This window comes from Bradyrhizobium ferriligni (genome assembly GCF_056837965.1).
In genome coordinates, this window is record NZ_JBXEJO010000015.1 from 62347 (window position 1) to 77609 (window position 15263).

The 15263-nt window shown below is 64.9% G+C and carries 11 protein-coding genes; 7 read left to right on the forward strand and 4 right to left on the reverse strand.

Translation table 11 applies throughout. The features are described from left to right. Positions 1–19: 19 nt before the first annotated feature. Together AC1VNY_RS11305 and AC1VNY_RS11310 are read right to left on the reverse strand one after the other, a co-directional pair. Positions 20–2221: an amylo-alpha-1,6-glucosidase gene (locus AC1VNY_RS11305; RefSeq protein ID WP_482405194.1), complete on the reverse strand. Its 2202-nt coding sequence runs from the start codon at positions 2219–2221 to the stop codon at positions 20–22. An 84-nt stretch (positions 2222–2305) separates the two neighbouring features. Continuing rightward, complete coding sequence (locus AC1VNY_RS11310; RefSeq protein WP_482405195.1) at positions 2306–4069, reverse strand: ABC transporter ATP-binding protein; 1764 nt, start codon at positions 4067–4069, stop codon at positions 2306–2308. A gap of 313 nt (positions 4070–4382) precedes the next feature. Between AC1VNY_RS11310 and AC1VNY_RS11315 the strand changes: the two genes are divergently transcribed. The 6 genes from AC1VNY_RS11315 (at position 4383) to AC1VNY_RS11340 (ending at position 10335) form a co-directional block, all read left to right on the forward strand. Then, positions 4383–5450 carry a glycosyltransferase family 4 protein gene (locus tag AC1VNY_RS11315; protein WP_028334341.1) on the forward strand — a complete coding sequence of 356 codons (1068 nt, stop codon included), beginning with the start codon at positions 4383–4385 and terminating at the stop codon, positions 5448–5450. 302 nt (positions 5451–5752) lie between these two features. Then, positions 5753–7006 (forward strand): ABC transporter substrate-binding protein, encoded by a 1254-nt coding sequence (locus AC1VNY_RS11320; protein ID WP_482405196.1) that lies wholly within the window; start codon positions 5753–5755, stop codon positions 7004–7006. Between the two features lie 16 nt (positions 7007–7022). Then, entirely contained in the window at positions 7023–7892 is an 870-nt protein-coding gene (locus tag AC1VNY_RS11325; RefSeq protein ID WP_482405197.1) for a branched-chain amino acid ABC transporter permease, read from the forward strand. After that, on the forward strand, positions 7892–8878 hold the full coding sequence (locus AC1VNY_RS11330; protein WP_482405198.1) for a branched-chain amino acid ABC transporter permease: 987 nt from the start codon (positions 7892–7894) through the stop codon (positions 8876–8878). Before AC1VNY_RS11325 ends, AC1VNY_RS11330 begins: the two co-directional genes overlap by 1 nt. A gap of 10 nt (positions 8879–8888) precedes the next feature. Continuing rightward, complete coding sequence (locus tag AC1VNY_RS11335; protein WP_482405199.1) at positions 8889–9638, forward strand: ABC transporter ATP-binding protein; 750 nt, start codon at positions 8889–8891, stop codon at positions 9636–9638. Beyond that, on the forward strand, positions 9631–10335 hold the full coding sequence (locus AC1VNY_RS11340) for an ABC transporter ATP-binding protein (RefSeq protein ID WP_212059390.1): 705 nt from the start codon (positions 9631–9633) through the stop codon (positions 10333–10335). The genes AC1VNY_RS11335 and AC1VNY_RS11340 overlap by 8 nt, the downstream gene beginning before the upstream one ends. 173 nt (positions 10336–10508) lie before the next feature. Here the strand turns inward: AC1VNY_RS11340 and AC1VNY_RS11345 are convergent, their stop codons facing one another. Then, complete coding sequence (locus tag AC1VNY_RS11345; protein WP_482405200.1) at positions 10509–12452, reverse strand: alkyl/aryl-sulfatase; 1944 nt, start codon at positions 12450–12452, stop codon at positions 10509–10511. Positions 12453–12501: 49 nt separating this feature from the next. Continuing rightward, a complete protein-coding gene (locus AC1VNY_RS11350) occupies positions 12502–14322 on the reverse strand; it encodes a flavin-containing monooxygenase (protein WP_482405201.1) in 1821 nt (606 codons plus the stop codon). A gap of 123 nt (positions 14323–14445) precedes the next feature. Here AC1VNY_RS11350 and AC1VNY_RS11355 point away from each other — a divergent pair, with 123 nt between their 5' ends. Continuing rightward, positions 14446–15234, forward strand: coding sequence for an IclR family transcriptional regulator (locus AC1VNY_RS11355; protein ID WP_482405202.1), 789 nt, complete (start codon positions 14446–14448; stop codon positions 15232–15234). Positions 15235–15263 lie beyond the last annotated feature (29 nt).

Here is a 15263-nt window from a genome sequence, read left to right on the forward strand (position 1 = left end):
GCATGCCGCGCGACGACGCTCAATGCGTCAGCACGATCGACACCTGGATCTGGCCGCGTGTGCGCAACACTTCGAGCGATACCTCGTCGCCATGGCGGCGCAACCTCAAATCGACGCTGGAGGCGCCGAGCCTGAGGTCGCGCAGCACCACGTCGTTGAGGAACTCCGGCAGCCGCGGATCGCGCAAGCGAATTTCGCCGCGCGCGGTGTCGAACTCGAGGCCGAGCGCCGCCTCCAGCAGCGTGAACGGCGTCGCGCTCGCCCAGGCCTGCGGTGCACAGGCCACGGGATAAAGCACCGGGCCGCGCCGGCGCTCGCGGCGGAAGCCGCAGAACAGCTCCGGCAGCCGTCGCAGTTCCATATAGCTTGCGGCGTCGAACAGGCCCTTGAACAGATGCGCGACCGAATGCTTGAGGCCGTAGCGGGCAAATCCGAGCGCGATCAGCGCATTATCATGCGGCCAGATCGAGCCATCGTGATAGGACATCGGGTTGTAGCGCGCTTCGCCCGCGGCGACGGTGCGGATGCCCCAGCCCGAGAAGAACTTCTGGCTCATCAGGTCGGCGGCAACCCGTCGCGCGCGGTCTTCCCGCACCATGCCGGAAAACAACGTCTGGCCGGCATTCGACGTGCGCACCTTGCACGGCTGCTTGGCGCCGTCGAGCGCGACCGCATAGGTGCCGAGCTCCTCGCACCAGAATGCTTCCTCGAACCGCTCGCGCAGCCGCTCGGCCTCGGCTTCCAGCTTCGCGGCCTTGTCGGCAAAGCCGAGTTTGCGCGCCGCGCGCGCGGCGAGCTGCTTGCCGGCAAACACGTAGCCCTGCACTTCCGCCAGCGCGATGTTGCCCTCGGCAAGCGTTCCGTCGGCGTGGAAGATGGCGTCGAACGAATCCTTCCAGCCCTGATTGCGAAGCCCCTCCTCGGTGGCGCGCTGGTATTCGACGAAGCCGTCGCGATCTGGATCGCCCGGGCCGTCGATCCATTGCAAGCCTGCCTCGACCGCGGGCCACAGCTCGCGCAGCGTCTCCAAATCGCCGGTGCGCTCCAGATAGAGCCCGGCGAGCAGCACGAACAGCGGAGTGGAATCGACGCTGCCGTAATAATGCGCGAACGGCACCTCGCGAAGTGCGGCCATCTCGCCGCCGCGCATCTCATGCAGGATCTTGCCCGGCGCGGCATCGGCCAGCGGATCGACCGCCTTGGCCTGGAACAACGCGAGCCGCTTCAGCACGCCCTTGGCGATCCGCGGATCGACCCACAGCATCTGCAGCGCGGTGATCAGCCCGTCGCGGCCGAACGTTGTCGAATACCAGGGAATGCCGGCATAGGGATAACGGCCCTGCGGCGTCTCGGTCATCAGCATGTTGAGGTCGGCCATCGCCTGGCACAGCACCTCGTTGAAGATGTTGTTCGAGGTCTCGATGCTGGCCGCGCCGGCCGACGAAGTCCGCATCTCGCGGCGATGCGCCAGCAGGCCACGGAAGAACGGCACCGGCTTCTGCATGATCGGCTTGTTGCAGGAGACCGCGACGAACAGCGACGTGACCTGCCCGGGCTCGAGATCGAAATGATAGGTCGCCGCGTTGACCGACAGCCGCGTCGGCCGCGGATCGAAATGCAGCGCGGTGATCCGCGTCTGCTCGTCGAGGCCGCAATATTCCAGCACCACGTCGGTCGGTCCGAGCAGCTTGCTCGAGCCGATGCCACGCCGCGGCCGGCGCTCGCCGCGCACCTCGAACAGATCGGCAAAGTCGTTGTCGAACAGCAGCGTGAGATCGAAGCTCGCGGCATGATCGCCGTGATTCTGCAGGCCGATGCGCTGATAGGCCGTGCCGCGCCACAGGAAGATCGAGCGCACGATGTGCAGCGTGTCCTTCGGCAGGGTCAGACGGTCGTCGCGATAGACGTCGGAATTGGTGAGGTCGACCGTCAGCGCCGAATTGTCGTCGCGCATGTTGGAGCCGAGCAGGAGCGGCTGCACGTTCTCCAGCACCATTTCCAGCCGCGCCAGGTAGCGTGTATCGGCGTTGAACAGACCGTCCGGCCCGCCGGCCGAGGCGCCGATGTCGCCGTGGCTGTCGAGCACGATGAAGGTGTCGTCATGCTTGAGCGAGCGCCGCGGCCGTGCCGCGGGCCCGGTCATTGGAATGTAGAACGGCGATTCGGCGACGTGCTCAGTGATGCGAGCGGTGATGATCTGCGTAACGACGTCAGCTGCCATCTGAACCTCTGGCGACTTTGCTTGGCTCCACTTCGGCTCGAACGAACGCACCGGAACGCACAAACACGCTTGAGTAACGCGGGGTCAGGCCGCGCTGGTGGAGAGGCGGCCCATCTCGCGCGCGACCAGGTCGCGGTAGGGGCCCCTTCCCTTCACGAGGATATCGGGCGGACCGTCCTCGACGATGCGGCCGCCCTGCAGCACGATCACGCGGTCGAAGCTGCGCAGCGTCGCCAGTCGGTGCGCGATTGCGACCACGGTACGCCCGCGCATCAGCCGCGACAACGCCTCGCGGATCGCCTCCTCGGAGTCCGCATCGAGCGCCGCGGTGGCCTCGTCGAGCAGCAGGATCGGCGCGTCCTTCAGGAAGGCGCGCGCGATCGCGATCCGCTGGCGCTGGCCGCCGGAGACCTTGACGCCGCGATCGCCGACGATGGTGTTCATGCCCTCGGGCAAGGATTCGATGAAGTCGCAGCGCGCCGCGATCGCCGCCCGCAGCACCTCGTCGTCGGTCGCGTCGGGCCGGCCGTAGCGGATGTTCTCCAGGATCGAACGGTGGAACAGCGAGATATCCTGCGGCACCACCGAGATTGCCGCGCGCAGGCTCTGCTGGGTGACGCGCGAGATGTCCTGGCCGTCGACGGTGATGTTGCCCAGCTCGACGTCGTAGAAGCGCTGCAGAAGGGTAAACAATGTTGACTTGCCGCCACCGGACTGGCCGACCAGGCCGACCCGCTGGCCGGGCTGGATGCGCAGGCTGAAGCGCTCGAACACCTGCAGGCCGCCGGGATAGCGGAACGCGACATTGTTGAAGGCGATCGCGGCGCCGCTCTTCACCAGCGCCTCGGCCTCCGGATGGTCCTTCAGCTCGTGCGGCTGCAGCAGCGTCGCCAGCGCCTCGGTCAGCCGGGCGACATGCTGGGTGACGTCGACCAGCGCGACCGCGAGATCGCGGGTGGCGCTGAGGATCGAGATGCCGAGCGTGCACACCAGCACCACGTCGCCGGTGGTCGCCGCGCCCTGCTGCCAGAGACTGAGCGCCCAGGCCAGCATCGCGATGGTCAGAATGACGGTCACGCCGGCGTGAATGAGACGAAGCTTCTCAAGGTAGCGCAGGGAACGGCCGCGCGCGACGAGTTCCCGATTGACGGTCGCATCGAAGCGTTCGTGCTCATAGCCGAGGCCGCAGAACGCGCGCACCAGCGGAAGGTTGTTGATGACGTCGACCATTTCGCCATCCACGGCGGCAGCCCTGTTGGCGAAATCGTCGTGCAGCGGCCGGCCGGCGGCGGCGATGCGGAACATGGCTACAACCATGGTTCCCGCGATCAGGATCAGCACTGCTGACATTGTCACGCTGACTGTTCCAACCAGGGTGATCGCCGCGAAGGTCGCGATGCAAGGCGGCAACACATTCCATACGAACATGTTCTCGACGGTGAACACCGCGTTCGACGTCGCCGTGATCCGGCTGGTCAGCATGCCCGGCAGCCGGTCCGTGAAATAGCTCGGCGCGTGGCCGGTGAGATGGCGGAACATGTCGCGGCGAAGATCGCCGGTGACGCTGACAAAAGTGTAGCTCGCGGTCCAACTCGCGATCCGCCACAGGAAGTTGTCGGCTGCAATCAACGACATGAGCAGAGCGAATGCCAGCCATACGCCATTCGCGGCCGACGGCCCCGCCGACAACGCATCGACCAGATTCTTGACGCCGTATTGCGTGCCTACCGAACAGGCAACCGCCGCAACCACGGCTGACAAAATCACAACATGCGACGGCAGACGCCGGCGCAGATAGCGCAGCACAAAGGGGAACGGGCGATGCGCGTATCCTGACAGATGGTCCATGACGTCCTGCAAAGCTGTTGAAGGTGAACGAGAAAATTTTAGTCGAAGCTCTCGCGCACGATGACGTGAAGGGCGGCGGTGGGATTCCTTGATGCAGCCATCACTGCGCAACAATTTTGCAACGCTGGCATAGGCAAAACCGTGTTGGAGCGTGATGGCATCAGCAAGACCACAGTGTGATGGAAGAAAGAAGCGGCAGATCTCCCACATCTAAGGAACCTCGCACGTGCGAGAACGTTCCCGTCTTTGGCATGTCGGTGCCATCTGAGGGCTGAGGGTAGTTCATTCCACATTACAAACAGGAGACGGAGAGATGCGCATCGCGCAGGTTGCCCCGCTGACGGAGGCTGTTCCCCCCAAGCTCTACGGCGGCACCGAACGGGTCGTGCACTGGCTGACCGAAGAACTTGTAACACTTGGACATGACGTGACGTTGTTCGCCAGTGGCGATTCTCAAACCTCCGCGAAGCTCGATGCGACCTGGCCGAAGGCACTGCGGCTCGACGGCTCGGTCCGCGATCCCAATGCGCTCCACATGGTGATGCTGGAACGCGTGCGGCAGAAGGCCGACGATGAAGAGTTCGACTTCCTGCACTGCCATCTCGACTATTATCCGTGGTCGCTGTTCGCGCGGCAGCCGACACCGTTCGTCACCACATTGCACGGACGGCTCGACCTGCCGGAGCATCAGCCGGTCTTCAACACCTTCTCCAAGATTCCGGTGATCTCGATCTCCAACGCGCAGCGGCGGCCGGTGCCGCAGGCGCATTGGGTGCGCACAATCCATCACGGCCTGCCGGAGAACCTGCTGACGCCGCAACCGGCGAAGCCGTCCTACCTCGCGGTGCTCGGGCGCATCGCACCGGAGAAAGGCGTCGATCGCGCGATCAAGATCGCGACCCGCTGCGGCATTCCGCTGAAGATCGCGGCCAAGGTCGATCGTGCCGACCAGGAATATTACGATGAGTTGATCAAGCCGCTGATCACCAGCAACCCGTTGGTCGAGTTCATCGGCGAGATCAGCGACCGCGAGAAGCCGGATTTTCTCAGCGGCGCGATCGGACTCCTGGTTCCGATCGACTGGCCCGAGCCGTTCGGCCTCGTGATGATCGAAGCGATGGCCTGCGGCACGCCCGTCATCGCCTATAACCGCGGTTCGGTGCCGGAGATCATCGAGGATGGCCTGACCGGCTTCATCGTCGAAGACGAGATCAGTGCGATCTCCTCCGTCGGCCGCCTCGGAACGCTCAATCGCGACGCGATCCGCAAGCAGTTCGAGACCCGCTTCACCGCGCGGCGCATGGCGCTCGACTATCTCGCCGCCTTCCGCAGCCTGATGGAAGCCGAGCCGCGCTTCAAGCTGGTGGCCAGCGCGGAGTAGCAGTTGCAGCGGCCGATCGAATGATCCGGCGGGCCGGCCGGCACCATCCGTGCCGGTCCGTCGGGTCATTCGATTGTCAATAATACCGTTGTGGGCGGCGGCAACTCTCAGACAGCAAAACAATCCGCATGCGCGCGTCGCGCGATTGCTGCGACGCACCAGCGGCGACATGTTTCCCCATCAGTTCGGCTGATATCGCCTTTGCGAATGCCGAATTACGTGCTCTTATGCGCCCCGCTTGAGCAAAAAATAATAAGCGAGCGGACGGAATAACCGTGCCGCGATCGCGCAGGGGGAACGCCATGACAGGGGACCGCAAGCCGTCGGCCATTAATAATGCCGCACCGGCCAAACCCTCACAAAAGAAGCTGAACCGCCGCAAATTCCTCGCCAAAACCGGCGGCGTGCTGGCGGCAGGCGCGTTCGGCGCCGTTCCGCTGCGGGGCTGGGCCGCCGACCCGATCAACATTGGCGCGCTCTATCCGACCACCGGCAGCATGGCGCAGATCGGTGTCGGCTGTGTGGCTGCGGCCAAGCTCGCGGTCGACATGGTCAACGAGGCCGGTGGCATCAAGTCGCTCGGCGGCGCCAAGCTCAACCTCATCGTCTCGGACGTGCAGAGTGACACCACGGTAACGCGCACCGAGACCGACCGCCTGATCACGGGCAACAAGCTGTCGGCGATCCATGGCTGCTATGCCAGCGCGCTGACCTTGATCGCAAGCGAAGTCTGCGAACGGGCAAAGGTCCCGATCATCACCGGATCGAGCTCCGATCAGCTCAACAAGGGGCGCACCTACACCTTCACGCCGTTCGCGCGCGCCTCGCAATTCGCCAAGGCGCAGCTGCAGATGGCCAAGCTGGTCAGCGAGCAGGCCAAGGTCGCCGTGATTTTCGAGAACACTGCGTTCGGCACCTCGACCTCGAACGGGCTAAAGGAGCTGGCGCCGGGCGAAGGCGTCGAGATCGTGATGTTCGAGCCCTATTCGGCCGGGTTCACCGACGCGAGCCCGCTGATCAACAAGGTCAAGGCCTCCGGCGCCAACACGCTGTTCTCGCTGTCCTATCTCAACGACCTCATCCTGATCGTGCGTACCGTGAAGCAGGTCGGGCTCAACATCGCGATCAACGGCGGCTCCGGCGGCTTCGTGATGCCGGACTTCTACAAGAATGTCGGCAATGCCGCCGAGGGGCTGCAGGGCGTTGCGCACTGGAACCACGACGTCAGCGACGACGCGCAGAAGGTGAATGTCGAATTCAAGAAGCGCACCGGTGAGTTCGCGTTCGAATATGCCGGCGGCCTGGTCGCGCAGACCTTCATGCTGGTCGACGCGCTGGAGCGCGCCGCCTCCGCCGATCCCAAGAAGGTGCGCGAGGCGCTCTCGACGCTCGATGTCTCCTCGGGCTTTGCCGCGATGGCGCCGGGCGGCAAGGTGAAGTTCGGACCGGACGGCAAGAACGTGTACGGCCGCCCGGTCGGCGTGCAGTGGCAGAACACCGATCTCGTCAGCGTCTTTCCGAAGGAAGACGCCCGCGCCCCGCTGATGAAGACCTGAGCCGCGGTCGCATCGCATGTGGGAGACACTGGCCCAGGCCGTGATCAACGGCCTGCTCATCGGCGGCATCTACGCGCTTGTCAGCATCGGCGTCACGCTGATCTTCGGCGTGGTCAAGATCGTCAACTTCGCCCAGGGCGAGTTCGTGATGATCGGGATGTATATCTCGTTCTTCCTCGCCACCCAGTTCGGCATCGATCCGCTGGTCTCGCTCGTGGTCTCGATGCCGGTGCTGTTCCTCGCCGGCGTCCTGATCCAGCATTTCCTGATCCGCAGGGTGCTCGGGCCGAACGACATGCCGCAGATCTTCCTGACCTTCGCGCTGTCGCTATTGCTGCTCAATCTCTCGCTGATGTTGTTCAGCGCCAACTACCGCACCGTCCACACGTCTTATTCGGATGCGGCGTGGCACATCGGCGGGCTGTACATACCGGTGGCAAAACTGATCGCCTTCGCGGTCGCAATGGCGCTGAGCGGGCTGCTGTGGGTGCTCCTGCACACCACCGATCTCGGCCGCGCCATGCGCGCGGCGTCGCAGAACCGCGACGTCGCGATGCTGATGGGGATCAATCCGAACCGCGTATTCGCGGTCGCGTTCGGCACCGCGCTGGCGCTCGCGGGCGCCGCCGGCTCGCTGCTGATGCCGTTCTATTCGGCCTATCCATTCGTCGGCCAGGTGTTCGTGCTGATGGCGTTCGTCGCCGTCGTGATGGGCACGCTCGGCAATGTGATGGGCGCGCTGATCGCAAGCCTGATGATGGGCGTCGCAGAATCGCTCGGCATCCAGTTCGTCGGCGCCGATTCCGGCCTGATCGTGGTGTTCGCGCTGCTGCTGCTGACGCTTGCCTTCAGGCCGAGCGGGCTCGGCGCCAGGAGGGGCCGGTGATGCAGACGTCCAGCAAAATGAAATGGCTGTGGCTGGCGATCGGGGCCGTCGTCATGCTCGCCTTGCCCCAGCTCGTCACCTCATCGTTCGCGATCGACATCTTCATCCGCATCCTGCTGTTCTCCTTCATCGGCGTCGCCTGGAACCTGATGGGCGGCTACGCCAAGCAGCTGTCGCTCGGGCACGCCGCCTATTTCGGGCTCGGCGCCTACACCTCGACCATCATGCAGGTGAATTACGGCATCTCGCCCTGGATCGGGATGATCGCGGGCGGCGTGGTCGCGATGCTCGCGAGCCTGCCGATCGGCTGGCTCTGCTTCCGCTTGCGCGGCCCCTACTTCACCATCGCCACCATCGCGACCGCCCAGGTGCTGATGCTGATCTTCCTCAAGTTCCGCGACTTTGCCTGGGGCGCCGAAGGCACCACGATCCCGAACCTCGGCAGCGCGCCGCTGATGATGCAGTTCGAGGAGAAGTCGTCCTACTACTACGTCGTGCTCGGCCTGCTCGTGGTCGGGCTGTGGATCACCCACCGAATCGAGAAATCCTGGATCGGCTACTATCTCGTCGCGATCGGCGAGGATGAGGACGCCGCCGAAGCGGTCGGCGTCAACGCGCCGAAGGTCAAGCGCGACATCTACATGATCAGTGCGTTCCTGACCGCGCTCGCCGGCACCTTCTACACGCAGTACATCTACTTCATCGATCCTGCGACCGCGTTCAGCTTCAACGTCTCGATCGAGGCGGCGCTGGTGTCGATCGTCGGCGGCATCGGCACGCTGTGGGGTCCGGTGATCGGCACCGTGCTGCTGGAGACCACCTCTGCACTGCTGCAAAGCTGGCTCGGCAGCTCGGTGGGTGGCATCCAGCTCACGGTCTACAGCCTGATCCTGATGGCTGTGATCCTGTGGCGGCCGACCGGTCTGATCGGGTTCGCGACCGATATCTATCACCGCACCGCCCGGCGCAAGCCGGCGCGCGCCTGAGGTCGTCGGGATGGCAGAAGCACTGGTCATCAAGGGACTCAGCAAGCGCTTCGGCGGCCTGCGCGCCGTGCAGGACGTCAGCTTCACGGTGCAGGAGAACGAGACGGTGGCGCTGATCGGGCCGAACGGCGCCGGCAAGACCACGAGCTTTCACCTGATCACCGGATTTCATCGGCCGGATTCCGGCTCGGTGCTCGCCTTCGGCCACGAGGTCGTGGGGCTCAAGCCGCATGATGTCTGCGCGCTCGGCCTTGCCCGCACCTTCCAGGTGGCAAAGCCGTTCGGCGCGATGACGGTGCTCGCCAATGTGATGACCGGCGCGTTCCTGCGCGACCGCCATATCGCGGCCGCGCGCAACAAGGCGCGCGAGGCGATCGAGTTCGTCGGCCTCGTCGCCAAGGAGCAGACCCCGGCCAAGGACCTCACCACCATCGACCAGCGCCGGCTGGAAATGGCCCGCGCGCTGGCAACGCAACCCAGGATCCTGCTGCTCGATGAGGTGATGGCCGGACTCAACCCCGCCGAGATCGACCAGGCGGTGGCGCTGGTGAAGAAGCTCTCCGCCAGCGGCCTGACCATCGTGATCGTCGAGCATGTGATGCGCGCGATCATGGCGGTGGCCCGCCACATCGTGGTGCTCGACCACGGCCAGAAGATCGCCGAGGGCGCGCCGAAGGAGATCGTGGAGAATCCGGAAGTGATCCGCGCCTATCTTGGCTCCTATGTGCATCCGCCGGCGCAGGGAGACGCCCATGCTTGAGCTCTCCCGCGTCAGCGCCAGCTACGGCTCGGTCCCCGCCATCACCGACGTCAGCATCTCCATTGGCGAGGGCGAAGCCGTCGGCCTGTTAGGCGCCAACGGCGCCGGCAAGAGCACGACGCTGCGCGCCGTCTCCGGCCTCGTCAAGCTGTTCGGCGGCAAGGTCACGTTCGACGGCGTCGACCTCGCCACGCTGCCGCCCTACCGGATTCCCGAGCTCGGCATCGCGCATGTCCCGGAAGGCCGCCAGGTGTTCCCGGAAATGACGGTGCAGGAGAATCTCGAGATCGGCGCCTACACGCCGAAGGCGAAGGCAGATCGCGCGCGCACCATGGAGCTCGTCTACAGCATCTTCCCGCGGCTCGCCGACCGCAGGAAACAGCTCGCCGGCACCATGAGCGGCGGCGAGCAGCAGATGGTCGCGGTCGGCCGCGGGCTGATGCTGAAGCCCCGCCTTCTGATGCTGGACGAGCCCTCGCTCGGCCTCGCGCCTGTCATGACCGACGTGACCTTCGAGAAGATCGGCGAGATCCACAAAATGGGCACCGCGATCCTCTTGGTTGAGCAGAATGTCAGCCGCGCGCTGTCACTGGTGCAGCGCGCCTATGTGCTGGAAAGCGGCAACGTGATCATGCAGGGCACCAGCGCCGAACTCGCCGACAACAAGCAGGTACAGGCAGCGTATCTCGGGATTTGAGGCATCGTCTGCCAACCCGTCATCCCCGCGCAAAGGCTTCGCCTTTGTCGCTGGAGGAGCCGCGTAGCGGCGTCTCGAAGGATGAATCGGCCACTTGCCGGGCCGTCGACCCTTCAAGACGCGCGTTCCGCGCTCCTCAGGGTGACGGTTTGTAAAATTCCGCGTGCGCGGCTCTACGTCACCGCCGTCCGCTTCGGCTCGACGATCTCGAACATCCGCGGGAATTCGTCCATCAGCGCCATCAATTCATCAAGCCGCCGCGGCTCGCCTGATGCCTTGATCTTGCCGGCGTCCACGGCGTCCGGGAACGTGGTCAGCTTGGCGATGACCTCGTCCAGCACGCTGCGCGCCAGCGTGAAGCTCGCCTGCGCATCGGCCGCCTGCGCACCCCCAACGTAGGTCAGGGCGGAATTCTCGAGATTGAGCACGAAGGTTTCGCCGGTGTCGGTGAAGCTCCAGTTCAGCACGATGCGCTTGCCTTCGGCCTTAGGGCCGTTGAGGCGGATGCCGAGCACGTCCCAAAGCTGCTCGGTGCGCAGCGCAGCCAGCGTCTCGCGCGGCATCGGCGAGCGCGGCGGCGTTTTCGGCATGCCCTGCCGCAGCTCCTGCGCACCGAACAGATAGGCGTTGCGCCAGGTCGAGCTTTCCGCGGCGTAGCCGAGCTGCTCGAACGTATCGGCGAGGAGCGAACGCGCGGCCTGATTATCAGGCTCGGCGAACACGAGATGGCTGACGGCCTGCGCCGCGAAGCGGAATTCGCCCTTGGCAAAATCCGCCGCGGCGCGTTTCAGGATCGCGTCGGCGCCGCCCATATACTCGACATATTTCTTGCCGGCCTCGACTGGCGGCAGCGGATCGAGATTGACCGGATTGGCGTCGTACCAACCGAGATACTTCTGGTAGATCGCCTTCACGTTGTGCCTGATATGGCCGTAATAGCCGCGGCCGTGCCAGGCGCCCTCCAGGCTCTCCGGCAGGCGGATCGTCTCGGCGATCTCGGCCGCGTTGAGGCCGTGGTTCATCAGACGGATGGTCTGGTCATGGGCGTATTTGTAGAGGTCGCGCTGCTCGCGGATCATGGTGTCGATCCGCGCCTGCCCCCACACCGGCCAGTGGTGCTGGCCACACATCGCTTCCGCCTTGCCGCCCCACATCTGCAGCGCCTCGCCGAGATATTTCGACCAGGCCAGCGCATCGCGCACATCGGCGCCGCGGAACGGCAGCAGATTGTGGAAATTATGCGTGCAGTTCTCGGCGAGATTCAACAGCTTGTAGCGCGGGATGAAGAAATGCATCTCCGCCGGCGCTTCGCTGTTCGGCGCCATCTGGAATTCGAACTCGACGCCGTCAATCACGCGCTTGTCGCCGGTTGCGATGATCAGGTCGGTCGGCCGCAGCAGCGCCACGCCGCCCGCCGCCATGGTCTTGCCGAGGCCGCAGTCGACATGGCCGCGCACGCCCTTGGCGAGGAACGGCCCGAACTGATATTGCGCGCGGCGCAGCATCGCCGGCCCCGCAATGATGTTCTCGGAGACCGCGTGCTCCATGAAGAAGTTTGGCGCGATGATCGGTACGCCCGCCGCCAGCATGGCGTCGTCGAGCACGCCGCGCGCGCCGCCCCAGTGGTCGGTGTGGGTATGCGTAAAGATCACGGCGGCGACCGGCCGCTTGCCGCGATGCTGGAAGTACAATTCCATCGCGGCGCGCGCGCCCTCGATCGAGGTCAGCGTGTCGACCACGATGACGCCCTTGTCGCCCTCGATCAGCGTCATGTTGGCGATGTCGAGGCCGCGCACCTGGTAGACGCCCGGCACCACTTCGAACAGGCCGTGATGCATGTTGAGCCGCGACTGCCGCCACAGGCTCGGATCGACGGTCGCGGGCGCCTTCTCCTCCGACAGGAATCCGTAAGGCTCGAGACTCCAGACCACCCTGCCCTGCGCCGAGGTGACGCGCGCGTTCTCGATGGTGCCGAGGAAGCCGCGCGCGGCGTCGTCGAAGTCCCTGGTGTCGGCGAACGGCAGCGCCTTCAGCGTCGCCGCGTGTTGCGCGATGACCGGCGCGGATGCCGCCTTCGGACCTTCGTGTGACGTTTCGCCTGCGGTTGTCTGGGCCATACTCAAGCACTCCCTCGATTGGCGGAAATCGGTTACGATCGCGCTTCCCTCAGCGGAATTGCACGCCCTCGAACTGGCCGCTGCGGCGCCAGCCGTCGATATATTTGAAGTAGGCCAGCGCGCCCGAGGGATGGCCGACATTGAGCTTGGCCGCGGGACCCGGCTCACGGCCCTCATTGTTGTAGTAGCCGGGCGTGCAATCCGGCCCGCCGATCATCCGGCCGACGCCGGTCAGCAGCAGTTCGACCCAGCGATCCTCGGCTTCCTTGCTGACCTCGATTTCCTCGAAGCCGTTGTCCTGCGCGTGGCCGACCATCAGCGCGATGGTCCGCGCCGCTTCAGTCAGATTGTGCGGCACATTGGAGATCAGATTGGCGCCCTGGGTCGGCTGCACGAAGAACACGTTGGGGAAGCCGTGCACGTGGATGCCGTGCTTGGTGCGCATGCCCTCGGCCCAATGCTCCGACAGCTTGACGCCATCGCGGCCGTTCAGATCGAAGCCCGCGCGACGGCGATATTCCGTCCCGACCTCGAAACCCGATGCATAGATGATGCAGTCGAGCGCGTATTCCTTGCCGGCGACGACGATTCCGTTCTCGGTGATCTCCTCGACGCCCCTGCCGTCGGTATCGACCAGATGGGTGCTAGGGGTGTTGAACGCCTGAAGATAGGCGTCGTGGAAGCATGGCCGCTTGCAGAGCTGGCCGTACCAGGCCTTGAGATTCCTGGCGGTGTCGGCATCGCGGACGATGGTGTCGATCCGGTTGCGGATTTCCTCCATCTTCTCGAAGTCGGAATCCTCGAACGCCGCCCGCATGTTTTCCACGCTCCGCTGCTCGCGCGGCAGCAGCATGATCTTGGCGCGGATCCGCTTCGACAGGTCGGTCCAGCCGTCCTGCACCAGATCTTCCTCGGCCGATCCGCCGGCCTGGTTGGCGGTGAAATTCTCCAGCCAGCGCTGTTGCCAGCCCGGCGTCGCGATCTCGGCGAACCAGTCGGGATCGATCGGCCCGTTGCCGCGCACATCGACCGACGACGGCGTGCGCTGGAACACGTAGAGCTCCTTGCAGGCGCGTGCGAGATGCGGAATGCATTGCACCGAGGTCGCGCCGGTGCCGATGATGCCGACGCGCTTGTCGGCAAGCCTCTGCATCAGCGCGCCCTTGGGATCGCCGCCGGTGTAGTCGTAGTCCCAGCGGCTGGTGTGGAACGAGTGGCCCTTGAAGCGCTCGATGCCGGGAATGCCCGGCAGCTTCGGCACATGCAGCGGGCCGGTGCCGATGCCGACATATTGCGCGGTGAAGGCGTCGCCCCGCGTGGTACGGATGATCCAGCGCGATTGCGCCGCGTTCCAATCGAGGCTCGTCACCTCGGTATGAAACAACGCGTTGTCGTAGAGATTGAACTGCCGACCGATCCGCTGGCAGTGCGCGAGGATCTCGGGCGCATGCGCGTATTTCTCGGACGGCATGTGGCCGGTCTCTTCGAGCAGCGGCATGTAGACCATCGACGCCGTGTCGCACTGCGCGCCGGGATACCGGTTCCAGTACCAGGTGCCGCCGAAATCGCCGCCCTTCTCGACAATGCGGACATCCTTGATCCCGCCCTCGGTCAGCCGCGCCGCGGTGGCGAGCCCGGCGAAGCCGCCGCCGATGAAGGCGAAGGTCACGTGATCGGTCTTCGGCGCGCGCTCCACGACCGGCGTGTAGGGATCGTCGAGATAGTGCGCTAGCTGGCCCTTGATCTGGAGATACTGGTCATTGCCGTCGGGACGCAGCCGCTTGTTGCGTTCCTCCTGATACTTCAGGCGCAGCCGCTCCTTGTCGATCGCGGCGGGCTTTGCGTCTCGCGCTTGCTCGGTCATCGTCATCAGGAGGCGCCTCGCTCCAGCGGTTCCTTGTCCTTATCCCCAGCAGATAAACCGATATCGACACGATTTGCAAATTCATTTCGATATATTGACAAATCTGACCATCTGAGACCAATATTCCGTATGACAGCATCTTCCCCTGCCGAGGTTCAGGCGGATCCCTCCTTTGCGACGACCCTGGCGCATGGCCTCGACGTGCTGGCGGCGTTTCGCCGTCATCCCGGCTCGCTGTCGAATGCCGAACTCGCGTTGCATACCGGCCTGTCGCGGCCGACGGTGTCGCGGCTGACCTACACGCTGGAGCAGCTCGGCTATCTCAGGCGCGACACCAAGGGCCGTTTCGTGCTCGGGCTGGGCGCGCTCGCCGCCGCCTATCCTGTGCTGTCCTCGCTGAAGGTGCGTCAGCTCGCGCGTCCGCTGATGCGCGACTTCGCGACCTATGCCGGCGGCACGGTGTCGATCGCGATGCCGTTCGGAATCGACTTCATCTATGTCGAGACGTTGCGCACCACGGATACGGCGCCGCACGTGCCCGACGTCGGCTTTGTCAGCACGCTGGCACCGACCGCGGTCGGGCGCGCACTGCTGTCGCTGTTCACCGAGGAAGAGCTCGGCGCCTATGTCGCGCGCGTCAAGGCCGAGCGCCCCGACGAGTTCGATTACGTGCAGAAGCGCACCTTGCCGGACGTCGAATTGTGCCGCGAGCGCGGCTTTGCCGTCTCGCTCGGCGAATGGCGGCGCGAGATCTTCGGCGTCGCCGCCCCGCTCTATCGCACGCCGAACGGCGAATGCCTGTCGGTCAATTGCGGCGTCCCCTCCTTCCGCTTCAGCGCCGAGCAGATCGAGCGCGAATGCGGCCCGCGCATCCTCGGACTCGCCCGCAGCATCCGCGCGCTGGTGGAGGAAGGCTAAAGCGCGAACCGGCGGCACGGGTCGCCTCA

Coding starts and splice junctions, on each gene's coding strand:
- AC1VNY_RS11305 (WP_482405194.1), bottom strand. CDS start 2,221: ATGGCAGCTGACGTCGTTACGCAGATCATCACCGCTCGCATCACTGAG.
- AC1VNY_RS11310 (WP_482405195.1), bottom strand. CDS start 4,069: ATGGACCATCTGTCAGGATACGCGCATCGCCCGTTCCCCTTTGTGCTG.
- AC1VNY_RS11315 (WP_028334341.1), top strand. CDS start 4,383: ATGCGCATCGCGCAGGTTGCCCCGCTGACGGAGGCTGTTCCCCCCAAG.
- AC1VNY_RS11320 (WP_482405196.1), top strand. CDS start 5,753: ATGACAGGGGACCGCAAGCCGTCGGCCATTAATAATGCCGCACCGGCC.
- AC1VNY_RS11325 (WP_482405197.1), top strand. CDS start 7,023: ATGTGGGAGACACTGGCCCAGGCCGTGATCAACGGCCTGCTCATCGGC.
- AC1VNY_RS11330 (WP_482405198.1), top strand. CDS start 7,892: ATGCAGACGTCCAGCAAAATGAAATGGCTGTGGCTGGCGATCGGGGCC.
- AC1VNY_RS11335 (WP_482405199.1), top strand. CDS start 8,889: ATGGCAGAAGCACTGGTCATCAAGGGACTCAGCAAGCGCTTCGGCGGC.
- AC1VNY_RS11340 (WP_212059390.1), top strand. CDS start 9,631: ATGCTTGAGCTCTCCCGCGTCAGCGCCAGCTACGGCTCGGTCCCCGCC.
- AC1VNY_RS11345 (WP_482405200.1), bottom strand. CDS start 12,452: ATGGCCCAGACAACCGCAGGCGAAACGTCACACGAAGGTCCGAAGGCG.
- AC1VNY_RS11350 (WP_482405201.1), bottom strand. CDS start 14,322: ATGACGATGACCGAGCAAGCGCGAGACGCAAAGCCCGCCGCGATCGAC.
- AC1VNY_RS11355 (WP_482405202.1), top strand. CDS start 14,446: ATGACAGCATCTTCCCCTGCCGAGGTTCAGGCGGATCCCTCCTTTGCG.